The sequence below is a fragment of the Funiculus sociatus GB2-C1 genome, assembly GCF_039962115.1.
GTDB classification, from domain to species: domain Bacteria; phylum Cyanobacteriota; class Cyanobacteriia; order Cyanobacteriales; family FACHB-T130; genus Funiculus; species Funiculus sociatus.
Window position 1 is genome coordinate 55,563 of the sequence record NZ_JAMPKJ010000007.1, and the last position, 26,760, is coordinate 82,322.

The 26,760-nt window shown below is 46.4% G+C and carries 16 protein-coding genes; 10 read left to right on the forward strand and 6 right to left on the reverse strand.

Going from position 1 to position 26,760, the window contains the following annotated elements:
• Positions 1–410 precede the first annotated feature (410 nt).
• The 3 genes from NDI42_RS05360 (at position 411) to NDI42_RS05370 (ending at position 9,523) form a co-directional block, all read left to right on the forward strand.
• On the forward strand, positions 411–5,792 hold the full coding sequence (locus NDI42_RS05360; RefSeq protein ID WP_190451829.1) for a PAS domain S-box protein: 5,382 nt from the start codon (positions 411–413) through the stop codon (positions 5,790–5,792).
• A complete protein-coding gene (locus tag NDI42_RS05365; protein ID WP_190451830.1) occupies positions 5,789–7,768 on the forward strand; it encodes an adenylate/guanylate cyclase domain-containing protein in 1,980 nt (659 codons plus the stop codon). The genes NDI42_RS05360 and NDI42_RS05365 overlap by 4 nt, the downstream gene beginning before the upstream one ends.
• Positions 7,769–7,996: 228 nt before the next feature.
• Entirely contained in the window at positions 7,997–9,523 is a 1,527-nt protein-coding gene (locus NDI42_RS05370; protein ID WP_190451835.1) for a diguanylate cyclase domain-containing protein, read from the forward strand.
• A gap of 19 nt (positions 9,524–9,542) precedes the next feature.
• Here NDI42_RS05370 and ribH read toward each other — a convergent pair whose 3' ends face one another.
• Positions 9,543–10,142, reverse strand: a complete 600-nt coding sequence (gene ribH, locus NDI42_RS05375; RefSeq protein WP_190451836.1) for a 6,7-dimethyl-8-ribityllumazine synthase — start codon at positions 10,140–10,142, stop codon at positions 9,543–9,545.
• A 126-nt stretch (positions 10,143–10,268) separates the two neighbouring features.
• Complete coding sequence (gene psbZ, locus NDI42_RS05380) at positions 10,269–10,457, reverse strand: photosystem II reaction center protein PsbZ (protein ID WP_190422543.1); 189 nt, start codon at positions 10,455–10,457, stop codon at positions 10,269–10,271.
• 366 nt (positions 10,458–10,823) lie between these two features.
• Here psbZ and NDI42_RS05385 point away from each other — a divergent pair, with 366 nt between their 5' ends.
• The 6 genes from NDI42_RS05385 to NDI42_RS05410 all read left to right on the forward strand — a co-directional run bounded on the left by NDI42_RS05385 (position 10,824) and on the right by NDI42_RS05410 (position 18,782).
• Positions 10,824–13,622 carry a CBS domain-containing protein gene (locus NDI42_RS05385; protein WP_190451844.1) on the forward strand — a complete coding sequence of 933 codons (2,799 nt, stop codon included), beginning with the start codon at positions 10,824–10,826 and terminating at the stop codon, positions 13,620–13,622.
• 152 nt (positions 13,623–13,774) lie between these two features.
• Entirely contained in the window at positions 13,775–15,199 is a 1,425-nt protein-coding gene (locus NDI42_RS05390) for a serine/threonine protein kinase (protein ID WP_190451846.1), read from the forward strand.
• Between the two features lie 68 nt (positions 15,200–15,267).
• The gene (locus NDI42_RS05395) at positions 15,268–15,594 is read left to right on the forward strand and encodes a DUF6825 family protein (protein WP_190422540.1); all 327 of its coding nucleotides are present in this window, start codon (positions 15,268–15,270) and stop codon (positions 15,592–15,594) included.
• Between the two features lie 188 nt (positions 15,595–15,782).
• The gene (locus NDI42_RS05400) at positions 15,783–17,489 is read left to right on the forward strand and encodes an ABC1 kinase family protein (RefSeq protein ID WP_313930728.1); all 1,707 of its coding nucleotides are present in this window, start codon (positions 15,783–15,785) and stop codon (positions 17,487–17,489) included.
• Between the two features lie 39 nt (positions 17,490–17,528).
• Positions 17,529–18,263 (forward strand): Stp1/IreP family PP2C-type Ser/Thr phosphatase, encoded by a 735-nt coding sequence (locus NDI42_RS05405; protein ID WP_190451848.1) that lies wholly within the window; start codon positions 17,529–17,531, stop codon positions 18,261–18,263.
• Between the two features lie 321 nt (positions 18,264–18,584).
• Positions 18,585–18,782 carry an NblA/ycf18 family protein gene (locus NDI42_RS05410; protein WP_190422536.1) on the forward strand — a complete coding sequence of 66 codons (198 nt, stop codon included), beginning with the start codon at positions 18,585–18,587 and terminating at the stop codon, positions 18,780–18,782.
• A 380-nt stretch (positions 18,783–19,162) separates the two neighbouring features.
• Here NDI42_RS05410 and NDI42_RS05415 read toward each other — a convergent pair whose 3' ends face one another.
• From NDI42_RS05415 to NDI42_RS05425, 3 genes are all read right to left on the reverse strand, one after another.
• Positions 19,163–20,701 (reverse strand): serine/threonine protein kinase, encoded by a 1,539-nt coding sequence (locus NDI42_RS05415; protein WP_190451850.1) that lies wholly within the window; start codon positions 20,699–20,701, stop codon positions 19,163–19,165.
• A 424-nt stretch (positions 20,702–21,125) separates the two neighbouring features.
• A complete protein-coding gene (locus NDI42_RS05420; RefSeq protein WP_190451852.1) occupies positions 21,126–21,584 on the reverse strand; it encodes a hypothetical protein in 459 nt (152 codons plus the stop codon).
• A gap of 381 nt (positions 21,585–21,965) precedes the next feature.
• Positions 21,966–23,177, reverse strand: a complete 1,212-nt coding sequence (locus tag NDI42_RS05425; protein WP_190451854.1) for an anhydro-N-acetylmuramic acid kinase — start codon at positions 23,175–23,177, stop codon at positions 21,966–21,968.
• Between the two features lie 144 nt (positions 23,178–23,321).
• Between NDI42_RS05425 and NDI42_RS05430 the strand changes: the two genes are divergently transcribed.
• Positions 23,322–24,050: a Uma2 family endonuclease gene (locus tag NDI42_RS05430; protein ID WP_190451856.1), complete on the forward strand. Its 729-nt coding sequence runs from the start codon at positions 23,322–23,324 to the stop codon at positions 24,048–24,050.
• Between the two features lie 63 nt (positions 24,051–24,113).
• Here the strand turns inward: NDI42_RS05430 and priA are convergent, their stop codons facing one another.
• Positions 24,114–26,717 carry a primosomal protein N' gene (gene priA / locus NDI42_RS05435; protein ID WP_190451857.1) on the reverse strand — a complete coding sequence of 868 codons (2,604 nt, stop codon included), beginning with the start codon at positions 26,715–26,717 and terminating at the stop codon, positions 24,114–24,116.
• Positions 26,718–26,760 lie beyond the last annotated feature (43 nt).

Genomic DNA, 26,760 nt, shown 5'->3' on the forward strand with positions numbered 1-26,760 from the left:
TTTATTTAGGTTCGCAAAATTCTTGGAATTTGTCAACTGTTTTTTACCTTTTGGGCGAAGAATTTTACAGCGTTTTTTGTTTTAGGTAGCCCTACTGGAAACCTCCTTGATAAAAATGTTAACTTGAATAAGATATTATCCTACCAAAGGTAGTTGACATTCAGAATCCGTTGGGATATGTATAGTCCATCCCAATGGTAAGGTCTATTACCTCAACCAGACAGCTAGCTGGCTAGTCTGTGGATGCGATCGCACAGGGAAAATCTATAAGAAGAAAACAGCGACCGATAAGGCGATCTAGCCGGCAATAGGTTTGCTCTCCAACATTACAGAACCCAGATGTGAAGTTAAACGAGAACTTCCTTCATTTTCAGGGGCATGAGCTACTAACTGAAAAAATAAAAGGCACTATGTTACTCAAACGGCTAAATTGGTCTGTCACCAAGGTCGTAGGAAAACTCCCCCTGCAAACAGTTCTCATTGTTCCCTTCGTTGTCCAAATCTCCGCCACAGTGGGATTGGTCGCTTATTTCTCATTTAAAAATGGGCAACAGGCGGTGAATGATCTTGCCAATCAGTTGATGAACCAGGTGAGCGATCGCACTGTGCAACACCTTGAATCTTATACTGAACTTCCCCAAAAAGTTGCACAAGTCGTTGCCGATGACTTGGAATTAGGAAAAATTAACCTAGACTCCCAGAACTTGCAAGGTTTGGACGCTTATTTTCTCAAACGAATTGAGACATTTAATTCCGTTAGTTTTATTTATACAGGTAACAAACAAGGCAAGTTTATCGGTGCTGGCCCAGTTAGGCGAGATGGCACCCTTTCCTACATTATCGAAGTAACCGACGGTACAACCAATGGTAGTTATGTTTCTTACGCTACAGACAACCAAGGAAACCGTACCAAAAAATTAAATGTCGTTCCCAGCTACGATCCGCGCCGTCGCCCTTGGTATAAAGCAGCTGTCCAAAAAGGTAAAGCAACTTGGAGCGAAATTTATGCCTTTATTGGGGAGGCAAACAAAGGATTGACCATCACGGCAGTCAATCCATTTTATAACCAATCTGGTAAGTTAAGCGGGGTGACTGCTGTTGATTTGTACTTAAACGATATTAGTTTGTTTTTGCAGCGTTTAAATATTAGTCGCTCCGGCAAGATATTCATTTTAGAACCAAATGGATTATTAGTAGCTAGTTCAAGTAATCAGCCAAACTACACCGTAGTTAATGGGCAAGTACAACGAATTCCAGTATCGGCAAGTAAAGAGCCGCTGATGCGGGAAACCGTTCGCTATTTAACAAAGCAATTTGGTACTTTCGACCAAATTAAGAATAGTCAACAGCTAAAAATTAAAGAAAACAACCAACGCCAATTTGTTCGTGTAACCCCCTGGAAAGATGATTTCGGCTTGAATTGGTTGATAGTGGCGGTTGTTCCAGAAGCAGATTTCATGGGACAAATAAACGCCAATAACCAAAGAAGTATTCTATTTTGTATTGTGGCTTTAATTGGCTCAATACTCATTAGCATGAAAACTGCCTCTTGGGTGACTAAACCGATTCTCCGCCTGAATACCGCCGCCAAGGAAGTTGCGAAAGGAGAGTGGGAAAAAACAGTTGAAATTGACCGTTCTGATGAAGTTGGGGAACTTGCAAAGTCTTTCAATCAAATGGCGAAAGAACTGCAAGTATCTTTTACAGAGATGAAAGGCTTAAATGAGGCACTGGAAAATAGCGAAGAGCGACTAAATCAACTGTTGGAGGCGTTACCTGTAGGGGTGGCTGTGATCAATCGGGATGGTATTTCCTATACAAATCAGGTGGGAAAGCAGCTATTGGGTACAGATGTGATTTTCGACACGAGACAGGAAAATCGCTCTGCTATCTATCAAGTTTATCTTGCGGGAACTGACCAACTTTATCCGGGCGATCGCCTCCCCTGCGTCCGATCGCTTCAGGGAGAAACGGTCATGGTGGATGATATGGAAATTCGTCGAGATGGAATAGCGATCGCTCTGGAGATGCGAACAGTTCCGGTATTTGATAGTCAGGGGAATGTTGCCTACGCCATTACCGCTTTTCACGATATTAGCGATCGCAAACAAGCCCAGGAAGCACTGCAAGAAAGCGAACAACGCTATGCTGCTTTAGCAAAAGCAGCCCCTGTCGGAATTTTCCGCCACGATGCCCAAGGCAATTGCCTGTATGGGAATGAGCGCAGTTTTGAAATGATCGGAGTTTCTCAAGAAGAAGCTTTTGGGGCGGGTTGGGCGAAGAATCTACACCCCGGCGATCGCGATCGCGTCATGGCTACTTGGTCTAATTTGCTACAGCGAAATATCCCCTTTAAATGCGAGTACCGCTTTGCGCGACCGGATGGCAGCGTTATCTGGGTATTTGGGCAAGCGATCACTCAAAAAGATGCTGATGGCAATGTCATTAGTTACATAGGAACTATCACCGATATCACGGAGCGCAAACAGGTAGAAGCTGCCCTGCAACAAAGCGAAGCCAAGTTCCGTCGCCTTGCAGAAAATTTACCTGGTGTTATTTATCGCTACGTGCTGCATCCTGACAAGACACACGAATTTACCTATGCCAGTTCAGGCACTTACGAACTCTACGAACAAAAACCAGAGGCAGTGGTGCAGGATGCCCGACTTGCGTTTGATATCGTCCATCCTGATGATGTCGCGCCTCTGTGGGAAAGCATTACGGTGTCAGCGCAGACCCTACAGCCCTGGTTAATGGAGTATCGCATTATTACTCCCTCCGGTCGCCTCAAGTTGGTACAAGGCTCCTCCCGCCCCGAACGGCAGCCCAATGGCGATATCGTCTGGGATGGTTTGCTCATTGATATCACCTCTCGCAAACAGGCAGAACAACTCTTAGCTGATTACAACCTAACTCTAGAACTCCAGGTTGCTGAACGCACGGCTCAACTAGCCCAAACCAACGCACAATTACAGCAGGAAATTGCCGAACGCAAGCAGATAGAATTGTCATTACAAAACAGTAAACAAAAACTATCGGCAATTATAGAAAATGTTGGTGCATCTATCCACATCAAAGATTTAAACAGCAACTACATCTACGCCAATCGTTTATGCGTAGAGTTATTTGGCATTCCCGAAGCAGAAATTATCGGGACAAATGATTTCCAATTCTACTCAAAAGAGATGGCCCAATCCATCAGACAGAATGATAGGCAGGTTATTGAAAGTGGTGTTGTACTTCGTTTTGATGAAGTCGGTGTTGTTAACAACAAAGAGCGTCACTTTTTGGCTGTAAAAGTTCCCCTTAAACATCACGACGGCAGTATTTATGCCATCTGCGGGATTTCCACAGATATTACCGAAATAAAACAAACGGAAGCGGCATTGCGGCAATCAGAAGCCCGTTATCGCGCTATCCTCGAACAGCAGACGGAACTGATTGTCCGGTTATTGCCAGACGGCACGGTAAGCTTTGTCAATGAAGCCTTCTGTCGGTTTTTTGGGATAACACGGGAAGAACTCATTAACAATCACTACGAACCTGTTGTGTTTGAACAAGACCGCGAATATGTGGCTCAAATCATCAATTGCGTTAGTCAGGAAAATCCCGTCGTCACCAACGAAAATCGGGTGGTTGCTCGGGGGAAGGTGCGTTGGACGCAGTGGATTAACCGGGCGATATTTGATGATTATGGTCGCATTGTTGAATACCAAGCCGTAGGGCGGGATATTAGCGATCGCAAACAAGTAGAAGAAGCACTGAGCGAAAGTGAAAAAAGATTTCGTGCTATCTTCGATCAAGCTTTTCAGTTTGTGGGGCTGCTTCAACCGGATGGAATTCTTTTGGAAGCCAACCAAACAGCCTTGGATTTTGCGGGCGCTACCCGGTCGGATGTTGTCGGTAAGCCGTTCTGGGAAGCAAGATGGTGGACAATTTCCCCGGAAACGCAAGCACAATTAAAAGTAGCGATCGCCCAAGCTGCAAAAGGTGAATTTATTCGTTATGAAGTTGACGTTTTGGGCCGCGAGGATCGGGTTCTTGCTATCGATTTTTCACTCCGTCCCATACTCGACGAAGCCGGAGAGGTGACACTACTCATCTCAGAAGGACGAGACATTAGCGATCGCAAACGAGTACAACAAGAACTTCAACTAGCTCATGATGCTGCCGAAGCCGCCAACCGCGCTAAAAGCAGCTTCCTAGCCAACATGAGCCACGAATTGCGAACCCCCCTCAACGCCATTCTCGGCTTCTCCCAACTGCTAAATCGCTCCACAAATCTCTCTACCGAACAACAAGAAAATCTCGGCATCATTCATCGTAGCGGCGAGCATCTACTCACCCTGATCAACCAAGTGCTTGATCTCTCCAAGATTGAAGCCGGACGCATGGCGCTTAATGAAAGTAACTTCGACCTCTACCTCTTACTAGCTGATGTCGAAAATATATTTTCTTTAAAAGCCAAAGATAAAGGCTTACAGTTAATATTTGAACTTGCCTCTGCTGTCCCCCAACATATTCGCACCGATGAAGTAAAATTGCGGCAAGTGCTGATTAACCTGCTCAGTAATGCAGTTAAATTCACCGCCCACGGAAGTGTGTTACTCAGAGTAAATTTGGAGGCTGAGAATAGTTCTGATTTCTCAATTTTGAATTCTCAAAACTCTTCTTCCCAAGCCCTAATCACCTTTGAAATTTCAGACACAGGAGTTGGTATTGCTGTCGATGAATTCCACAATCTATTTCAACCCTTCGTGCAAACCGTATCCGGTCAACAAGTTCAGGAAGGGACAGGCTTAGGATTAAGTATCAGCTACCAATTCATTCGCTTAATGGGAGGTGAAATGACCGTCATCAGTCGCGGCAAAGCCTTCACTCCCAGTTTGGCTGACTGGGAACTCAATATTTCAATTTCTAATAAAAATTCCGCCTTATCTCCCGCTTCCACAATCCAGCAATTTCCGTATAAATCGAAAGAAAACAAAACTACTAGACCTATACAAGGTACAACGTTTAAATTTGACATTTCAGCGGGCATTGTTGCCCCAAGCAAGGTTGAAAACCAGCACCAAAGCCGCCGCGTCATTGCCGTAGCCCCCAACCAACCTTGCTATAGAATACTCGTTGTAGATGACAATGATTATAATCGTCAATTGTTGATTAAACTCCTCAATTTGGTGAGCTTTGAACTGCAAACAGCGAACAATGGTTCCGAAGCATTAGAAATCTGGGAAAGCTGGCAACCTCACTTAATTTTCATGGATATCCGAATGCCAGTGATGGACGGTTATGAAGCGACTCGACGCATTCAAGCTAGGCAAAAAATACTGGGGACAAGGGAAGCAAGATTTCCCGATTCCCAATTCCCGTCCAATCACCGTACAGTTATTATTGCCCTAACTGCTAGTGCCTTGGAATTTGAGAAAGCGGCTGTTTTGGAAGCGGGCTGCGATGATTTTATCCGCAAACCTTTCCAAGAAAAAGATATCTTTGAGACCCTACACAAACATTTAAACGTATCCTTTATTTATGAGGAATCAACTGCTGTACCCAATGCAATTTCAGCCAAGCCGTTAGCGTTGAGTGCCGCCGATATCGCCGTTTTGCCTAAAGATTTATTGGCGAGGTTGCGTCAGGCGATCGTTGAGGGAGACTTGGAACAAATTACGACACTCTTAGAACAAGTGCATCTACAAAATGAAGTTTTGGCAAATGCTCTACTTTCTTTAGCAAACCAATATCAATTTGACCAATTATTAACTTTACTTCAACCTGGGGGTAAAACATGAAATCAACAGAGGCTATTACATCTAAAGGTAATCTTTTAGTAGTAGATGATAACCAAGTCAATTTAAAACTGTTAACTCAAATTTTATCTAAAAATGGCTATAAAGTGAGAGTTGCCCCTAGTGGAAAGTTTGCCCTAAACTCTTGTCAGAGCAATCCTCCTGATCTAATTTTGCTCGACATCAATATGCCAGAAATGAATGGTTATGAAGTTTGCCAACATCTGAAAGCTTCAAAGCAAACTCGTGATATTCCAGTAATTTTTATCAGTGCTTTAGATGAAGCTATAAATAAGGTTAATGCCTTTACAGTCGGCGGAGTGGACTATATTACAAAACCTTTTGAGCCTTTAGAAGTTTTAGCTCGAATCGAGAATCAACTACGCCTGCGTGAACTCCAGTTACAAATGATAGAGCAGAATACACTACTGCAACAGCACCTAGACGCACGCCGACAAGCAGAAGTTGAAACTCGTCTTTTACTTGCAACAACCCAAGCCATTAGTCACCAAGATGATGTTCGCTCAGCTTTGCAAGCTGTCTTGCGTTTAGTGTGTATGACAATCCAATGGGATTATGGAGAAGCTTGGATTCCTGATGATAACAAAGTTTTAGAATGCAGCCAAGCTTGGTATGGTAGCGAGGTTAGTTTATTCGAGTTTAAAAATCACAGCTTAACAGTGGCTTCTGCTCCCAATGTTGGTTTTCAAGGTAGAATTTGGGCATCAAAACAAGCAGAGTGGATAGAAGATGTTTTTATAGAAAAAGACCTATTTATTCGGTATCCTCAAATTGTTAAGTTTGGCTTAAAATCTAGTTTTGGTGTTCCTATTATACTCGATGATGAAGTATTAGCAATTTTAATTTTTTTCAACAAAAATTTTGCGACCATCAATTCCCGAATTATAAATTTAGTAGCCGCAGTTGCGACACAGTTGGCTTCTCTAATTCAACGCAAGCAAACTGAAGAAATACTGCGAATTACGCAAGAACGCTATCACAGTATTGTTGAAAATGCGGTAGAGGGTATCTACCAAACTACACCTTGTGGACGTTACCTGAGTGCCAATCTAGCACTAGCAAAAATTTACGGTTACGACTCTCCGGCAGATTTGATGACAAGTCTCGAAAATGTCGAACAGCAGCTTTATGTAGACCCTAATCGGCGGCGCGATTTTAGGGAAGCAATGGAAGTAAACCATGCTGTACTAGGATTTGAATCTCAAGTTTACCGCAAAGACGGCAAGATTATTTGGATTTCTGAAAATGCTCGTGCAGTGCGTGACTCTAAAGGAAAGCTACTCTACTACGAAGGAACAGTTTCAGACATTACCGCCCGAAAAATAGCCCAACAACAAACCGACAAACTCCTATTAAATATCTTGCCAAAGCCTATTGCTGAACGGTTACAAAAAAAACACCAGGTAATTGCTGATAGCTTTTCGGATGTTAGTGTCATGTTTGCCGATTTGGTAGGTTTTACTGATTTTGCTTCTAACCAAAGTCCCACCGAATTAGTAGAAATTTTGAATCATATTTTTAGTGATTTCGACTTATTATCTAAACAACACGGACTGGAAAAAATTAAAACAATTGGGGACGCTTACATGGTAGTTGGAGGACTACCAATACCCCGATTAGATCATGTTGAAGCAACCGCGCAAATGGCACTAGATATGCAAGCTGCTCTTGCTAGATTCAACGCCCAAAGCAACGATAATTTTCGTCTGCGTATTGGTATTAATATCGGCCCGGTAGTAGCTGGGGTTATTGGTTTGAGTAAATTCAGCTACGATCTCTGGGGTGATACAGTTAATGTTGCTTCTCGTATGGAGTCAAGCGGTATTCCCGGTGAAACTCAGGTAACGGCAACAGTTTATGAGCGGTTAAAGGAGAAATTTATTTTTCAAGAACGAGGGACTGTACTAATTAAAGGTAAAGGGGAAATGAAAACTTACTTTCTTCGGGGTCGAAAGTAACTTTAGAAGAATTAATCTAGGATATGTAATTCGTAGGTTGGGCTGAGCCATAGGGAAACCCAACCATTTATTAGATGATGTTGGGTAAAGTTTTTAATTAGAAACCCAACTGTTTATTAGATGATATTGGGTTTCGTTCCTCAAACGCCACGCCCCTCAACGTGGGGAACACAGGGGAGGAGGTGGCTTCCCAACCTATTTATTATTACCTATTACCATAAAAAACTTATGAAGCAGGGGCAGCATTTTAAATCTAAAGCTAACATATTAGTCGTAGACGATACACCTGAAAATATTACTTTATTAACTCAAATTTTGTCGAGTCAGGGGTATAAAGTGCGAGTTTCTCCTAATGGGAAACTGGCTCTTGAATCTGTCCGTTCAAGTCCTCCTGATTTGATTTTACTTGATATCAAAATGCCAGGCATGGATGGATATGAAGTTTGCCAGCGCCTAAAAGCTTCCAAGCAAACTTGTGATATCCCGACGATATTTATTAGTGCTTTGGATGCAAACTTTGATAAAGTGACTGCGTTTATGTTGGGTGCGGTGGATTACATCACAAAACCTTTTGAATATGTCGAGGTTTTGGCACGCATTGAAAATCAATTGCGTTTGCGGCGGTTTCAGTTAGAGTTGCAAGCCCAAAATGCCCAATTGCAACTTTTGTTGACTACGACTCAAGCAATTAGTGAAGCTACTGATGTGGAAGAGGCATTAGAAGCGATTTTGGCAAACGTTTGTCAAACTATTGGTTGGGATTTCGGGGAAGCTTGGATTCCAAATGAGGAGGGAACTGTAATAGAATACAGTGGCGCTTGGTATGCCAGCGATGTCCTATTGAATAAATTTCGACAGCAAAGCGAAACGTTTGGCTTTGCTCTGGGCGAGGGACTTGCCGGACGGGTTTGGCTTTCTCAACAACTGGAATGGATAGCAGATGTTTCGCGGGAGAACAATCGGATTTTTCGTCGTAGTGGAATTGCTGCGGAAGCGGGACTCAAAGGTGCGCTGGGAATTCCGATTGGGTTCGCGAAGCGGCGCGGATGCACTATCGGGCATCAAGTTCTGGCAGTATTAGTGTTTTTCCAAAGGCATGAAATGGCACCGGATGAGCGATCGCTTTCCCTGGTTAATGCGATCGCAACCCAATTTGGTTCGATGATTCAGCACAAAAAAGCAGAAGCGGCTCTCAGACAGGCAAACTTGGAATTAGAACGCCTTGCCAGTATAGATGGCTTAACCCAGCTTGCCAATCGTCGTCGTTTTGATGACTATCTCTTCCACGAATGGAAACGGGCAGCACGGGAACAACAGCCTTTATCCTTAATTTTGTTCGATGTAGACTATTTCAAACGATACAACGATTGTTATGGGCATCAGTCCGGCGATGATTGCTTGCAACAGTTGGCTAAAGCCGCAAGCCGTGCAGTTAAGCGTCCAGCAGACTTGGTGGCTCGCTATGGTGGCGAAGAGTTTGCGGCAATCTTGCCTAATACCTCTGCTCAGGGAGCAACCGCAGTGGCGCAGGCAATTCGCCTGGAGGTGCAACAACTTAAACTACCCCACGCTCAATCAAAGGTGAGCGACTACGTTACCCTAAGTTTGGGTGTTTCTAGCGCCATTCCTACTGAGGATTGTTTGCCGGAAATTTTAATTGCTATGGCGGATGAGGCACTTTATCAGGCAAAAAACCAGGGACGCGATCGCATTATTTTGAAAGCGGCGCGAACATCATTGACGAACAATCCTTGAGCCTTCTTGGCAGTGATCGCTATATGGACGAAGATTTGTGTTCAACAGTTGACTCAGCGGCGATCGCGCGGTTCGACGATGGCAGCGCCTGAGTTGTTACCACATGAGCAGCATTGTCACCGTAGGCAGATGTCCCCACATTGCCTTTGATATGCTGCATTAGACTCGCCATTTCTATAGCATTCATGGCATAATTCCAGCCATTATTATTTTTGATACCTGCCCGTTCCAAGGCTTGCTGCATAGTATCCACTGTCAGGATGCCAAAAATTATCGGCACCCCAGTTTGAAACCCAGCGGCGGCAATTCCCTTAGAGACTTCCGAGGCAACATAATCAAAGTGGGGAGTTTGACCCCGGATGACTGCGCCCAGGCAAATTATGGCATCGTATCGGCGCGAGAGCGCCAACTGGTTAGCCACCAGAGGCACCTCGAAACTACCAGGCACCCAAACATAGTCAACTTGAGTGCCTTCAGGATTGACATCAATGCCGTGGCGCTTCAGACAATCTTGGCAACCCTCTAGCAGTTTGGTTGTCACCATGTCGTTAAAGCGACCAATGACGAGCGCAAACCGTAGGGATTGAGTCTGAGTAAACGTTCCCTCGAAAACTGCCATGTTTTTAAATATGAGCTTTTTGTCTGTGGTCTGTGGTCTGTGGTCTGTGGTCTGTGGTCACTCATCAGTTATCTGTAAGCGTTGGAACGTTTCCGTGACCACTGACCACTGAATTAAGTGTGACTTTTAAACTACAAAAAAGCTCAGCCCCCCGGTCAGAAGTACCAAAGCAATCCAGGCACCAGAACCGAGGACAATAAGCCGTTTTGACTGATCCCAGTTCTGAGGCGAGGCATAGGCGACTGGGACACCAATGACCATAATGAATGACAACAAAACTAAAGCACCTAGTACCAACTGAAATAAAATTGTCATCTCTTCTTCTCCCAAGACAGCGACGGACTGGCTAAAATTAACCGCGATTAGTAGTACCGTATCAAAAAAAGGCTCTCATGCAAAAGGCTCTGATGCAAAAAAGAAACATACGTATTGGTCATTGGGAAAGGACTAAGGACTATTGGTGTCAACTTAACGTTAGCTTGGCGGTTGAAACCGCAGTTATATAAACGAAACCCGCCTGCGCGGGTTCTAAGAATCTTGATCAGAGCGTTAGCCAAGGCAGGCGGACTTCGTTTTTGTAGCCGCGAATTCGATTCGCCAGGGGTTAAGTTGACACCAATGGACTAAGGACTAATGCCTAATGACTAAGGGCTATTGACTATTAACTATTAAGTAATGATTATGCACCTAATTTTGTGCCACACTACAGCGGATTTTGACGCTTTAGCAGCAGCTGTGGGGCTAACGAGCCTTTCTCCGGGAGCGAAGATAGTGCTGACTGGCGGAAGTCATCCAGCAGTGCGGGATTTTTTGGCGTTGCATCGGGATGAGTATGCGTTGATAGAAAGACGGTCTGTGCGTCCGGAACAGATTCGGTCGATAACAGTGGTGGATACTCAAAAGCGCGATCGCATTGGTAAAGCCGCCGAATGGCTCGATTTACCAGATTTGGCGGAAGTTGTCGTCTATGACCATCACCAAGACATTGAAAGCGATATTCCCGCCACTAGCACCTATATCGATCGGGTAGGAGCCACGACGACTTTAATTGTAGAACAGCTAAAGCAGGCAGAAATTCAGCTTTCCGCCTCAGAAGCGACGGTGATGGCTTTGGGGATTCACGTTGATACTGGTTCGCTGACTTATGAGGGAACGACAGCCAGAGATGCGATCGCATTAGCTTGGTTGATGGAACAAGGGGCAAGTTTGTCGGTAATCGCCCAGTACGTCGATCCCGGCTTGTCTCCCCAATTGCAGGAATTATTCGCTTCGGCGCTGGACAACTTGCAATCAACTGTTGAGGACTATAAAGTTTCCTGGGTGCTGCTGCAAACTGCTGACTTTGTGCCTGGATTGTCAAGCATTGCCTCTCGACTTATTGATATTACCGAAAGTGATGCTTTGTTGCTAGCAGCTACGTTTCCAGTAGGAGATGCTGGTGAAGAAAGATTGACTGTGATTGGGCGATCGCGTATTGAAGGCACCAATCTTAATGAATTGTTCCAACCGTTGGGCGGTGGCGGACATTCTCAAGCTGCATCGGTGACAACTCGCGGAGTCGATCCCCAAGCAACTCTCGAACGGTTAGTAAATGAACTTATCGCGCAAATTCCCCAGCCACCTACAGCACGGGAATTAATGTCATCGCCAGTCCGGACGATTCGCCCTGACACCACAATTGAGCAAGCTCAGCGTATTTTATTACGTTACGGGCATTCTGGTCTGTGTGTGGTAGAAGCTCAACACGAGAGTCAAAGACTGGGGGAAACTCCAATCCCCAATCCCCAATCCCCAATCCCCAATCCCCAATCCCCAATCCCCCTAGTAGGAATTATTTCCCGGCGAGATATCGATCTGGCACTGCATCACGGCTTTAGTCATGCACCAGTCAAAGGCTACATGACTACGAATTTAAACACGATTACCCCGGATACGTCGCTGCCAGAGATTGAGTCCATCATGGTGACTTACGATGTCGGACGCTTGCCAGTGTTAGATAATGGGCAGTTAGTGGGAATTGTCACGCGCACCGATGTTTTGCGCCAATTGCACCAAGATAGGACTGAGGAACCAGGGCTGAAGGGTGAGTACAATAAAACACTCAACACTCAAGAGGCAATATATCGCGTCTCTACATCATTCAGCACTCAGTTACGCGATCGCCTTGCGCCTCCTCTCTGGGAATTCCTCGCCAAAGCGTCCGAACAAGCTCAAAAACGCGGTTGGCATTTATACCTTGTCGGCGGTGCCGTGCGAGATTTATTACTAGCCGATCCTGATGAAACTTTGTTGCTGTCAGATATCGACATGGTGGTTGATGGCTTCCACCGTTCCGCTGATGTCGGTGCTGGTGTGGAACTAGCTAAGGCACTCCAAAATACTTACCCAGAGGCGCGTCTGGAAGTCCACGGTCAATTTCAAACTGCGGCGCTGTTGTGGCACCTCGATCCAGTGTTAGACTCTCTCTGGGTGGATATCGCCACGGCGCGGACAGAGTTTTATCCTTACCCGGCGGCGAATCCAGAAGTTGAGGCTAGTTCGATTCGCCAAGACTTGTATCGGCGGGATTTCACTATCAATGCTTTAGCTGTGAGACTTACGTCACCTCGTGCAGGTGAATTGTTGGATTTTTTTGGCGGTTTGCGGGATTTGCGATCGCGTCAAATTCGCGTTCTCCACGCCAATAGTTTTATCGAAGATCCTACCCGAATTTATCGTGCGGTGCGGTTTGCGGTGCGGCTAGGATTTCAGATGGAAACCCAGACGGAACGCTATATCCGCTATGCGTTGGACAGTGGAATTTACGAGCGATCGCTTATCGAAAATAGTAAAGCACCCGCCCTACAAACACGGCTTAAGGCAGAGCTGAAATACATCTTACAGGCTCCCTACTGGAAAGGGGCTTTAAAGTTACTGGGCGATCTAGAAGCACTCAAGTGCCTGCATTCTACCCTAGAACTAGATCACCAGTTGTGGAAGCAAGTGCGTTTACTAGAGCGGTGTTTGCGTCGCTTCGACCCAGAGAAAACCCTTGACCATTGGCAGATGCGGCTGGAAGTTTTAATTGCTCACCTTGCGCCGGAATATCGCCCGAAAGTCGCCAAAAATCTCCAGCTACCCGATGACAGTATCAAGCGGCTACAACAGCTGGATCTGGATCAAGCTAATGTCGCGGAATCTTTGCCAGCGTGCATTCACCCCAGCGAAATTACGCGAGTGCTGAAGCAATACGGCTTGCCAACTTTGATTTTAATTGCTGTGCAGAGTCAGCGTCCGATCCGGCGACTTATTTGGAAATATTTGACCCAATATGCTCATATACAGCCGCCGTTGAATGGTAACGACCTGAAGGCATTGGGCTACAAGCCGGGGCGCGAGTTCAAGCAAATGCTGGATCATCTCTTAGCGGCAACTCTCGACGGAGAAATACGCGATCGCGCTGATGCCGAAAGTTTCCTTGCAAAGTATTATCCACTTTAAAGCCACACCAAAGCCGGGTAGATTTGTCGGAAAAAATAAAAGGTCACAATTATAAGTTAAAAATCCTTCCTTTAACTTATAATTCTTAATTTTTAATATATAATCGCTTTGCTTGGCGGTAGCATAGTTGGGAACACCGTAACAATTACTTAATGAACTTAACGGCTGGCGCAGTCCTGAAGAACGGTAAATATATTCTTGACACCCCCCTGGGCCAAGGTATCTTTGGGATTACCTACCGGGCGACTCATGTCAAATCAGGGCAAACGGTCGTCATCAAAACCCTCAATGAGAGCCTATGGACTCATCCCAATTTTGAGCGATTTAGGCAGCAATTTGAGAGTAGCGCCCGTCGCCTTGCTAAAGTCAAGCATCCTCACCTAGTTAGGGTTCTCGACCTTTTTCAAGAATCCCGACAGTCTTTTATCGTAATGGAGTACATCGAGGGGCAGACTCTGGCGGAAATCACAGATATTAAGCCACTGCCAGAAGAAAAAGCCATAGACTATATTCGTCAAATTGGCGATGCCCTGAGTTTAGTCCACAAAGCAGGTTTACTGCACCGGGATATCAAACCGCAAAACATCATCCGTCGTCAGGATACTGATGATGTGGTGCTGGTAATTGGTATTGCCGAAGAGCTTACACCAGGAATGATCCAAACTCACGCCAGCTTGGTGAGTCCTGGTTATGCCGCAATTGAACAGTATTTTCCCAAGAAAAAGCGTACTCCAGCAACAGATATTTATGCTTTAGCGGCAACTCTGTATTGCTTGCTGACAGGGGAACCCCCAATTCCGGCATCGTTAAGAGAGAAAATTCCTCTGCCAGATTTGCGACAGTTGCAACCAAATCTGGGCGAAGAAGCGATCGCTGCCCTTGGGAGTGGCTTGGAAATGAAAGCCGAATCTCGTCCCCAAACGGTAGAAAATTGGCTTGCGCTGCTGCCTTCTATCAGTATCCCAGAGATTCCCCCAATACCCGTCCGGCCTCAGCCAGCCCCCAGTCCCCAGTCCCCAGTCCCCAGTTCCCAGCCCCCAGCCCCACAGAAGCAGAAGCAAGAACAAGATATTACCAAAGGGGTGAACTGGAATTTAAGCCCAAAATTGGCAGGGAAATCCCGCCCCTACAAAACACAAGTCAGCACAGCCCCGAAAAAATCCAAAACTCCAGTAAAGACGAAGCGCCCCATCGCCCCAGTCAAACTGAAAATATCCTTACCGAATGTTAAACCTCAAGAGGCAATTCATCGCCTATCTACAAAACTCAGTAAGGTAAAGATTACCCCAGCCCTACCAAACTTAAAACCGCTAAAGCTCACCCCACCCAAGACGTTAATGATGACAGCTGCGATCGCTACCTGTGCTGGTGCTGGGTTTGGCTTGGCAATTCGCTATCACGCCGCCATATCACCCGGTTCTTCTATCCTACACACCGAGCAATCCTTTCCCGCCCGCAACGACTGGCCGATCTCAGATATCCCTGAGCCTACTCCTCAAAATAGCTTGCTATCACCGCCATCTGCTATTGTCATCCCAGTGGCACCCGCTCCAGTGACACTGCCACCTGAGCTGTAACCTCAGCTATAGGTAGTATTGAGAGCAATCAAGTTATAATTTGTAACGGACGCACATTAAAATTTTCCATGAATAATCCTGTAGTTCATGCCTTTTTTGTTGGCAGAGCAGTGGCGGAAGCAGTTAACGAGCAGGTAGAGAACGCTCTCACCAATGCTTTTTCGGAAATTGGTAAATTTGATGCCGAACAACGAGAGTCTCTGCGGCAATTTACCATAAAAGTCACCGAACGCTCGGATGCTCAAATGGAAACTGTCATGCGGGGGCGAACCACTACAACCATTGTGCCGCAGGGTAGCCAGCCTGTAGATTTGCAAGCGACAATTGATGAACTCAGAGCAGAAGTTGCTCGTTTCCGTTCCGAGTTACAGCGCTATCGCAGCCGTTCTGTGTGAATGTGTAGCACAGGCATCTCGCCTGTGTGTTCTGAGTAAAAATTCAGTTTTGTTGGTTGTTAATTATCCAAATCAAAACTCAAAACTCCATTTCTGTGCGCCAAGACCTTTAATAAACCAAGTTTTTAGGAATCCGAGTGTCAGCCTATCCTAGTGACCCTGTGAAATCCAAGGCAAAAGCGGCTGTTGTGACAAGTAAACAGCGGGCTGTCGGTAAAGCCCACACGGATCAGGCTTACCGATGGAGTAGCGATCGCTATTCCCGCCAACGCCGCTTTGTAGACATTTGGGGCTTTGTTTTAAGCCTCATGTTTAGAATCTGGCGCTACAACAAATCTTGGAGCTATCCCGGCGGAATCACCGAGGCAAAACAAGCCCAAAGACGCACAGCGCAAGCAATCTGGATTCGAGAAACTTTCTTGGATTTAGGCCCGACTTTCATTAAAGTCGGGCAGCTGTTCTCTACCAGGGCCGATTTGTTCCCCTCAGAATATGTAGAGGAACTTTCCAAGCTGCAAGATAAAGTACCCGCTTTTAGCTACGAACAAGCAGTAGCGATTGTTGAAAAGGATTTAGGGAAAAAAATTCCAGAGCTTTACAAAAGTTTTGACCCAATTCCCCTCGCCGCAGCTAGTCTGGGGCAAGTACACAAAGGAACTCTACATAGCGGCGAAGAAGTCGTAGTCAAAGTACAGCGTCCAGCATTGCGGCAGCTGTTTAACATTGATTTGCAAATCCTCAAAGGAATTGCCCGTTTCTTTCAAAATCATCCAGAGTGGGGCCGGGGCCGCGACTGGTTGGGAATCTATGAAGAGTGCTGCCGAATTCTCTGGGAAGAAATTGATTACCTAAATGAAGGCAGTAACGCCGATACATTTCGTCGTAACTTTCGCGGCTATGATTGGGTAAAAGTACCGCGTGTCTATTGGCGGTATACGTCTCCACGGGTAGTGACTTTGGAGTATATTCCGGGGATTAAAATTAGCCACTATGAAGCCTTAGAAGCAGCTGGACTAGACAGGAAGGAACTCGCTCAAATGGGCGCAAGAGCTTACCTGCAACAACTCCTCAACGACGGGTTTTTTCACGCCGACCCGCACCCAGGGAATATAGCAGTAAGTGCCGAAGGTTCCTTGATTTTCTATGACTTCGGGATGATGGGACGCATCAAGTCCAACATCCGCGAACAACTAATGGAAACGCTTTTTGGCATTGCCCAAAAAGATGCTGACAGAGTAGTAACATCTCTGGTCGAACTGGGGGCTTTAGCGCCAACAGACGATATGGGGCCAGTACGGCGCTCGGTTCAGTATATGCTGGATCACTTCATGGATAAGCCGTTTGAAAACCAATCAGTAGCTGCCATTAGCGAAGACCTCTATGAAATTGCCTACGACCAACCGTTTCGCTTCCCAGCAACTTTCACCTTTGTGATGCGAGCGTTCTCTACTTTAGAAGGTGTAGGAAAGGGCTTAGACCCAGAATTTAACTTTATGGAGGTTGCAAGACCTTTTGCAATGCAGATTATGACAGAGAGTAATGGAAGCGATCGCAACAGTTTTCTCAATGAACTGGGGCGTCAAGCAGCTCAAGTCAGCAGTTCAGCTTTGAGTTTGCCCCGGCGCATTGAAGATACGATTGAAAAATTAGAGCGCGGCGACCTGCGAATTCGGGTGCGATCTATAGAATCAGACCGAATTATGCGGCGGATGAGCAGTATTCAGCTCTTAACCAACTATACTTTACTAATCAGTGCTTTCACCCTGTCAGCCACCATCCTATTCGTTAATGGTCATGTCGGGCTGGCGGTGGCAGTTATTCTGGTTTCAGTGGCTCTGGGGTTTGTCCTGATCCGCCAGCTCATGCGCCTCGACCGATTTGATCGTATGTTTTGATTACTGTAAAGTAAAGTTGCTGACGCCAGCAGATCATTTATGATATGTCGCTTCACGGGACTCTCCGATCCGGGACTTGTTCGTTCCGTAAACCAGGATGATTACCACATCGATCCTGATGGGAAATTTTTCATTGTTGCTGATGGCATGGGAGGACACGCAGGAGGCCAAGAGGCGAGTCAAATCGCTACTCACACCATTCATACCTATTTGAATGAGCATTGGCATTCAAGTGAGTCTTCTCAAGCTTTATTAGAAAAAGCCTTTTTCGAGGCGAATCAAGCCATAATTCAGGATCAAGACGATCATCCAGAGCGCTCAGACATGGGTACGACGGGCGTAGTGGTGGTTTTCCGGGAAAATCAGTCCTGGGTAGCTCATATTGGGGACTCTCGCCTTTATCGGCTCCGAAGCTCCAAGCTAGAGCAAATTACTGAGGATCATACCTGGGTAGCGCGAGCGATGAAAGCGGGGGAATTGACCCCAGAACAAGCTAAGATGCACCCCTGGCGTCACGTTTTGTCCCAGTGTCTAGGTCGTAAGGATTTGCGCCAGATTGATATCCAACCGATGGATGTGCAAGCGGACGACAAGCTGCTGCTGTGTAGTGACGGACTTACCGAAGAACTTTCGGATAATCTGATTGGGACTTACCTTAAATTGCCCTCCTTGGAAAAGGCAGCCGAGAACCTCGTTCAGGCGGCTAAAGATAAAGGGGGTAGAGACAATATCACCGTGGTGATTGTGGCACTTGGCCCCTCAAGCGGTGATTAGTCCTTAGTCAGCTACCTATAACTAGAGCTAACGGCTACGAACAAATGACTGAGTAGATTTACTCAGTCATTTGTTCGTATTGAGCAATTTTGCCTTTGACAACTTGATAAAACTACATCAGCCCTGGAGTTAAAGTCTCCGGGCTGGTTTTCATTCTTTTGGTATAACAGAAGTACACACGAAGAGAGATGGGCATTTTGTCAAATAATTGTTATCTTTCGTAATAAGAGCAGAAACAAAACCTGTTCGCCCCCGTCAAGCTTTACTACTTCGGTGCTTCATCTACTAAACAACACACTCACTCTAAAGTTGGAGTTAGCTATGAACCAGCCTATACAACTGTCTCTAGAACAACAATTCAGTATTCGCTCTTTTGAAACTCAGGTGGAGAATATGAGCCGGGAACAGGCTCAGCACTTCTTGGTCAAGCTCTACGAACAAATGATGATGCGCGAAGCGACATACAAGCATCTTCTAAAGCACCAATGGGGCTTAGAGCCAAATGCTCAATTTGAGTAGAGCATCTCGTGTCGCAGTAGGCGACCTCCGTCTCTTGCTTTGTTCCAAGAAGGAAAGAAGCTGGGGATGCCGGGGCGTCAACTTTAGTTCAAGTTTCGATAAAGCGTATCTTTTAAAACTGTTTACCGTTAAAACTGCTACTTATTTTATTTGCTGAAGTACAAGATTAGATTTTTTGATTAGTTTGTTCAATTACGCACTTCAGCAAGAAAATATTCCGGTCTGGAATTTGGAAGTTGCTTAATTTACACCAATTTTTTAGCTAAAAACTCAAACAGTGTTGGTTAGTTTGAGGTAACGAAACTAAAACCTAAACGCATTTTTGAGTGCTGGGTAACAAAGGCGCACAGGCCCAACCTACAATTATTTTTAACTTTTTATCATCCTGATATATCTGAAGAATAATCTGATGTTTGAATAGATTCAAGCTTGATCAGAATCTTCGGCTTTAGCTTCTCGAACTCCTGCTTGAGAAGACTTTTACTCATCTGCGGTTGGGCTGCTGATACTAAAGTCTGACTGGTATTCGCCCATTCTTGCAGCATTTGGCGTTGCAGAGGGGCAATCGTGGAGGTCATCACATTAGCACAGCGAGGGGGTTCTTCTAGGGCAAAGAATAAAATACGGTAGCACCCGCTTTCGCCTAACTGTCGCACCATTTGCTGACCCATCGGGGTTTTTAAATCTAGGTAGCAAGAGAGCCAACGCGGGCCAAGTTCGCGGTTGTAGAGGGCGGTAATCCACAGCAGCATTGGATGGGGAGACATCAAAAACAGAAACTGGTTGTAGCGGGTGCTGATGACACGATTGTGAATTTCTTGTTTATGCAGCATTACCCAGAGGGTTGCTAAACTCTCTTGGCTAGTGCGAAGCAGATGGGGAAATACAATTTCTGCAATGGGTTTGTTCTTGGGCCAGGAAGTTAAGCGACAGACTTCATCAGCTGAGGGTAGATTCTTGGGTTTAGCCTCAGCGACAACTGGTAGTTTGGATAAAACTGCACCGATGCGCTGACCAAGTTGCCGACCTTGACCAAAGCGTTGTTCTAAAGGTTGTAATGCTTGTAAGACTTGAGCGGCGGTTTGCGGGCGATCGCTTGGTGCTTTGGATAGACAGCTAAGTACCAAATTTTCTAATGCCTTTGGCAATTTCAGATCGGGGTTAACGGACTCAAAGCTTCGAGGGGGCATGAAGTGATGGGCTTTGTACCAACCGCCAAATGAGTGAGTTTCTGCCATTAAGGGCATTTCACCTGTGAGCATTTCAAACATCATCACGCCCAGACTGTAAATATCAGAGCGATTATCGAGTTCTCTACCTTCCATTTGTTCGGGAGAACAATACGCCAGAGTACCCATAAATGAGTTGGTCTGAGAACTATCTGATTGGAGTAGTTTGGCGATGCCAAAATCCAAAATCTTGACCAATTCACCTAAAGTGGTGTCTTGAACGATGGAAATATTGCTCGGCTTAATATCCCGATGAATAATTGGGCAGAGTTCGCCATCTAAAAGGATGCCTTGGTGAGCGCGTTGTAACCCTAAACAAATTTGGCGAGTTGTATTTAAAAACCTCGGCACGGATAGGGGACGATCTCTGAGAACGTCGCTAAGGCTATCTCCTTGCAGAAATTCCATCACGTAGAACGGGATTTCTGTTTCGTCTACGCCATAATCTCTAACTCGGACAATGTGTATGCTTTGTTCTCCTAATACAGCGCAGATAGTGGCTTCTCGCTCGAAGCGATCGCGCATTTTTTGATTCAGCAGTGTCTGGGAGAGAAACTTGACGGCTACGGTGACACCTCCCAGTAACATATCTTTGGCTTGATAAACTCTGCCCATTGCGCCTTTACCTACCAACTCCACGAGTTGATAGCGATTAGCGAGTAAGCGACCATTGTTGGGATCTGGCGTCATAGTTAGGCTCCTAAAACGCGGAGCATCTGTCGGGGAGGGATTGGGGACTGGGGATTGGGGATTGGGGACTGGGGATTGGGGAGAAGATCAATTACCAATTCCCAATTTCTAATCCAAAATGCTATAACGGCTTTTACCAAAAACCAGGAAGTTTCAAGTCTTAACGACAGAACTTACACCGCATCATTTATTTGCCCTAATCCCTATAGGTAAGGAGGCGAGGGCGTAAATTCTAAAAGATGAAAGCTTAAGGGCGAAGCCTCAAGTCTATAAAATGAAACGGTTATGAGTTTCTAGACAAAGAGCGAGGAAAAACTAGAGGTGGAAATTTACTGGTTGATATTTCATACTTTAATATTTCACACTTTATACTTCACACTTTATACTTTTTGCTGACTGCCCGCACCCCAAAGCGAGTGAGCGATTAAGAATAGTTTGATTCTGGCAGACGCTCTAGGGTACCCTCCATCGTGCTGGTTAAAAAATGACCTGCCATGATGCCACTGGATAGGTAGTAGGTGTTGTCGCTCATCCTGTGCAGGGTTTCAAAGCCACTGCGCCGTTGGCGATCGCCTAATACCCAGTAGCGCTGAACAATGGATTCTGGCGTAACCCAGCCCTCGCCTTCAACGCGACCTAAGACATTGTGCTGTAGGACAAAGGTATATTGGCGATCGCCTGCATCAAAACGCCCGCGATACTGCAAAGAAATTTCCTGGCGATCGGTACTAGGAAAGCTCAGCATTGTCACCATTGTGAACCAATTTTCTCTACCCCAAGCTACTAAGGTTCTGCCTCTCACGGTGATTGGCATCTCGTTGCGCTCCAGCCAAGTTCCCTGTAGCCTCCAGCGTCCTGCCTCCATTAAAAACGTGTGACCCACGCTTGTCTACCTTGCTGCCTATATGAAACACCGCCAGGAACTATTCTTCCGTTGCAGGCAATACGGTTGGGATCGGGCGTGGGTTCAGGGAAGAGTGGGAGAGTGGGAGAATTTTTGAACTCAACCTCTGATCACTCTCATCCCATGATGCCACCACCTCTAGATATCCAAATTAACCCTATTGCCGTTCCCGGATAAAATTAGATTAAAAGCGGCAAGTAAATTTAGTATAACCGGACTATTGTGACGAATAATCCCATATACTTTTGTGGCTTTATGCCCTCGCTGATTTTAGTATTATTACTCACGAGAGCGAAGAACTGGGATTGTACAGACGCAATAAATCGCGTCTGTTGTTTTGAGTTTTGAATTAATAATTCCTCACCTTGCGTCTTTTGAGTTGTGGGGAAGATGGACATCGCCCAACAGCACTGCTTTCTTAGCACCTGTGACTTGGGGAAGGTTGCCGGGAATTCCTAGATTACGCCAGTATGCTAAAACGGCGAAGGCGATCGCTTCTTTAAAATCGGCATTCACACCAGCTTCATCCGTTGTTAACACCGGAACAGGCTCCAGAGTTGCTTGTAGGCGTTGCTTTAAGTAAAGATTGCGGCTGCCGCCACCACACAATAACACCTCGTCGGGCATCCGAGGCAGAAAAGTCCGGTAGCTGTGGACAATTGACGCAGCGGTGAGTTCAGTCAGCGTTGCCAACAAGTCAGCGGTACTAAGCTCATAAGCCGAAGCGTCTGCTATACAGTGTTGTAGATATTCAAAGCTAAATAGCTCTCGACCCGTAGATTTGGGGGGTGACTGCTGGAAGTAGTCTTGGCTTAGCCATTGGTCAACCAACGCCTTACAGGGAGTACCTGTTGCCGCCCACGCACCGTCTTGATCGTAGGTTTTGCTTCCATTGGTAAAATGCTGCACCGTTAAGTCTAGAAGCGCATTTCCCGGCCCGGTGTCCCAGCCTCGGATGTCTTCTAGCCAGTTGCCCTGACGCGCTGGTAGATAAGCGACATTACCGATACCGCCGATATTTTGGACACATCGGTGCTTGTCGGGGTGGCTCAATAAATAAGCATCTACTGCTGGCACCATAGGCGCACCTTGTCCACCGACGGCAATATCCGCAGCCCGGAAATTATTTACAGTTGGAATGCCTGTCAGATGGGCAATTAAGGCACCCCGACCTAATTGCAGACTGTACCCCATTTTGGATTTGGGATTTGGGATTTTTTTTAATCCAGAATCTAAAATCGGCAATTCCAAATCGTCTGTGGGCGGGCGGTGGTAAACATTTTGGCCATGGGAGCCAATTAATTCGGCGGTCGGGTTGCCGTTTTGGATGTTTTGGGCGGCTTGTGCAAAAACGTATGCGATCGCATCATCTAATTGGGCAAATTCTGCCATTGACAAAGATGCTCCGCCACAAACTTCTAGAATTTGCTTGGACAAAGCATCTGGATAAGGATAGGTAGCTCCAGCTAACAAAGTCACTTCTATATCCAAGTCTTTACCAGAAATTTCCACTAAAGCAGCATCAATACCATCCACTGATGTGCCGCTTATCAAACCAATTACGCGCATCATTTAAGCAATAAGAACTGAAATATCTTTTTAATTTTCCCTACTCGCTGTGCCAAATTCAAATTAATTTTATCTACTTGTAATGAAAACTATATTCTAGAAATGTGCAATATTAATTGGTAAACCGCTACATCCAGAGGGCAGCCCATGACCTCAGCCGAGACACCATTTGCCGTCGGTTTCACCCTTCCCGACCACACTCAGTTACCAGAGTCGGATGGCACATTTGTGAAAAACTTACAAGAACATCCTCAGAGCATTCTACTGACAGACTCTATAGAGCCAGTCTTAGTGCAACTGCATCCCGATAGTCAATACTGCATCGGTCAAGATAGCGGTATCTATTGGCGGATAACAGAACCCCCAGAAAGAGGAGCAGAAGCACCAGACTGGTTTTATGTGCCGAATGTCCCGCCAACTTTGAATGGTAAAGTGCGGCGTTCTTATGTCTTGTGGCAAGAATACGTTGCACCTCTGATTGTGCTGGAGTTTGTCTCAGGGGATGGTTCCCAAGAACGAGACAGAACGCCGATAACTGGCAAATTTTGGGTTTACGAGCAGGCGATTCGCGTTCCCTTCTATGGCATCTATGAAGTAAATCTGGCACGAGTGGAAGTGTACCAATTAATTAACGGGCGCTATCATGTGATGCAGCCTAACGAGCGCGGACACTATCCCATCGAGCCTTTAGGGGTAGAATTGGGCATTTGGCAGGGTCAATATATGAATATGGAACTCCCGTGGTTGCGTTGGTGGGATCACGAAGGGAAGCTCCTGCTCACAGGGTGGGAGCGTAACCAACTGGCAGAAGAACGCGCTGAACGCTTGGCAGAAAGGTTAAGAGCAATGGGCGTTAATCCCGACGAGCTAACTTAGGGGATTGGTAATTGGAAATAGCTAGGAGTTAAGAGTTAATAACTTCTAACTTTCCATCACCCATCACATCAAATTCAGTGGGTCAACATCAATTGTCAAGCTGACAGAGGACGGGCAAAGAAGACGCAATTGATTAAAATCTGGCAAATGTGGCAGCGAATCCGGCGCAAACTTCAGCATAATTTGCCATCTGTATCGATTCGCCACCCGTAAGATACTAGCGGGTGCTGGCCCTAATATCTCGTAACCAGTGCTATCCTCATCTTTCTGAGTAAGCGTTGCTGCCAACATTTCGGCAGTTTCCTGAACTTGCGCGGCATCAGTGCTGCTTAGCCGCAATAGAATTAAACGCCCGTAGGGGGGATAGTTCAGCGCCTCTCGTTGTTGTAATTCTGTCTCGATAAAAGACTGGTACTCGTGACGGCGTACTGCCTGAATTACTTGATGCTCTGGGGTGTAAGTTTGAATAATTACTCGACCGGGGTCATTGCCTCGACCAGCACGACCTGCAACTTGTGTCAAGGTTTGAAATGCTCTTTCTGAAGCTCGGTAGTCGGGTAGATTTAGCAAACCATCGGCAGCGACAACTCCCACGAGTGTCACCTGAGCTAAATCTAGGCCTTTGGTAAGCATTTGAGTCCCCACTAACAAATCGGCTTCCCCATTAGCAAAGCGGGTCAGCAGGGTTCGGTGAGCACCTTTGGTGCGGGTGGTGTCGCTATCGAATCGGATGAAACGCAATTGGGGGAAAGCTTGCGCTAATTCTTGGGCGACTCGCTGGGTACCGCTGCCGAAAAATTTCAGGTAGGGGGAACCGCATTCGGGACAGGATTGAGGATGCGATCGCACAAAGTTACAGTAGTGACATCGTAACAATTCCGCCGCATCCTCATGGGTGTGGTGATACGCCAGAGAAACATCGCAGTGCGGACACTCCACCACATACCCACAACTGCGACAAGAAACAAAGGTACTGTGTCCCCGCCGATGGATAAATAAAATCCCCTGCTGTCCTCGTTCTTGCAGTTGTTGCAGTCCCTCAGTCAGCGACCGACTAAAAATGGATCGATTCCCCTGCTGCAACTCAGAGCGCATATCTACTACTTCTACAGGTGGTAGCGGACGCGATTGAATGCGTTCTGGTAATGAGAGGTAATGGGTGATTGGGGATTGGGGATTAGGGATTGGGGATTGGGGATTGGGGCTTCCCTCAATCCCAGACTCTCGGCTGAACCCCTGGTTAATATTCACCCAGGTTTCTAAAGAGGGTGTGGCGGAACCTAAAAGTAGGGGGCAATTTTCCAACTCAGCACGCCAAGTAGCGACGGTGCGGGCGTGGTAGGTTGGCGCTGGTTGGTCTTGCTTAAAGCTGGAGTCGTGTTCTTCATCTAAGATTATCAGCCCCAGTCGCGGTAAGGGGGCAAAGATGGCTGAACGGGTGCCAATTACTACTTGAGCTGCACCTGCGAGCATTTGCCGCCAAGTATCATAACGTTCGCCATCGGAAAGGGCGCTGTGATAAACGCAGACTTTATTGCCAAAACGGGCGCGGAATCGGTCGGTTAGCTGAGGCGTAAGACCAATTTCTGGCACTAGAACGAGTGCTGATTGCCCTGATTCTAAGATGGGCGCGATCGCTTGTAAATATACCTCTGTCTTCCCGCTCCCCGTCACCCCATGCAACAGCACCTCAGCAAACCCAGATAAATTTGTGATAACTTCCAATGCCTGAGCTTGGTCATTTGTCAACTCTTTCGGTTGATCCTCAGCTAAAGCGGGTTCTGCTGCACTCCGCAACATCTCCCGCTCTTGAATTACAACGCAACCTTTTTGCTCCAGGGTCTTGACAGTGGATGAACTGGCGTTGCAAATTTGCAGCAACTCTGTCAGCCATAAATCACCGCCGCGTCTTCGCAGCACTTCCAAAATTTCTCGTTGGCGTTGTGTCACATCCATCGGGAAGACATCCACAACTAGCGTTACTGCTTTCTGTAACTTTGGGCGTCCTTTTCTTGGCGGTTCTAGGTAACTTTCTACCAAGTTATTCCGCAATAACTCCCGTACTGCTCGATATGCTCCTCTGACTTGACGTTGCAGGTAGGCGAAACTATAGTCTCCAGCACTTTGAGCTTGCAGGATTTCTAGAATTTGGCGAGCCAGTGGACTAAGGTATTGGGGATTGGGGATTGGGGATTGGGGATTGGGGATTGGGAAATCTCCCTTGTCTTTTTTAATAAGGCGGATTCTTCGCTGCGATCGCCCTAGCAATCCTGGTGGCAATGCTACCCGAATCACTTGAATTAACTGAGTATAGTAATATTCAGCTACTCGGTTGAGCAGCTGCCAGTAGCTAGGCGGGAAAAACCCAGCACTGACCACATCCTCAACATCCTTTATTTTGGCGCTATTCAGTTCCGGTGGTGGTGCGTCTTTTATGCGGATAGCGATCGCTCCCAGCACCTGCGCCCCAAACGGCACACTCAGAATATCCCCCGGCTGCACTTGCAACTCACTTGGCAAGCGGTACGTATACAATTTCTTTTGCGCTTCTGCCTCTGGACAATCTACCAGCACTTCAACCCACCGATTCTCTGGAGAACCAGACTGGTAGGACGCTCTACTCTCCAGCGCACTGCCTTGTAGCACGAAATTGGGATTTGACGACATACTCTTTCCCCTCCACCTTGGCAGTCGGATGCCATCACCCGGC

Coding starts and splice junctions, on each gene's coding strand:
- NDI42_RS05430 (WP_190451856.1), top strand. CDS start 23,322: ATGACCTCAGCCGAGACACCATTTGCCGTCGGTTTCACCCTTCCCGAC.
- NDI42_RS05410 (WP_190422536.1), top strand. CDS start 18,585: ATGAACCAGCCTATACAACTGTCTCTAGAACAACAATTCAGTATTCGC.
- NDI42_RS05370 (WP_190451835.1), top strand. CDS start 7,997: ATGAAGCAGGGGCAGCATTTTAAATCTAAAGCTAACATATTAGTCGTA.
- NDI42_RS05395 (WP_190422540.1), top strand. CDS start 15,268: ATGAATAATCCTGTAGTTCATGCCTTTTTTGTTGGCAGAGCAGTGGCG.
- NDI42_RS05425 (WP_190451854.1), bottom strand. CDS start 23,177: ATGATGCGCGTAATTGGTTTGATAAGCGGCACATCAGTGGATGGTATT.
- NDI42_RS05415 (WP_190451850.1), bottom strand. CDS start 20,701: ATGACGCCAGATCCCAACAATGGTCGCTTACTCGCTAATCGCTATCAA.
- NDI42_RS05390 (WP_190451846.1), top strand. CDS start 13,775: ATGAACTTAACGGCTGGCGCAGTCCTGAAGAACGGTAAATATATTCTT.
- ribH (WP_190451836.1), bottom strand. CDS start 10,142: ATGGCAGTTTTCGAGGGAACGTTTACTCAGACTCAATCCCTACGGTTT.
- psbZ (WP_190422543.1), bottom strand. CDS start 10,457: ATGACAATTTTATTTCAGTTGGTACTAGGTGCTTTAGTTTTGTTGTCA.
- NDI42_RS05385 (WP_190451844.1), top strand. CDS start 10,824: ATGCACCTAATTTTGTGCCACACTACAGCGGATTTTGACGCTTTAGCA.
- NDI42_RS05360 (WP_190451829.1), top strand. CDS start 411: ATGTTACTCAAACGGCTAAATTGGTCTGTCACCAAGGTCGTAGGAAAA.
- NDI42_RS05365 (WP_190451830.1), top strand. CDS start 5,789: ATGAAATCAACAGAGGCTATTACATCTAAAGGTAATCTTTTAGTAGTA.
- NDI42_RS05405 (WP_190451848.1), top strand. CDS start 17,529: ATGATATGTCGCTTCACGGGACTCTCCGATCCGGGACTTGTTCGTTCC.
- priA (WP_190451857.1), bottom strand. CDS start 26,717: ATGTCGTCAAATCCCAATTTCGTGCTACAAGGCAGTGCGCTGGAGAGT.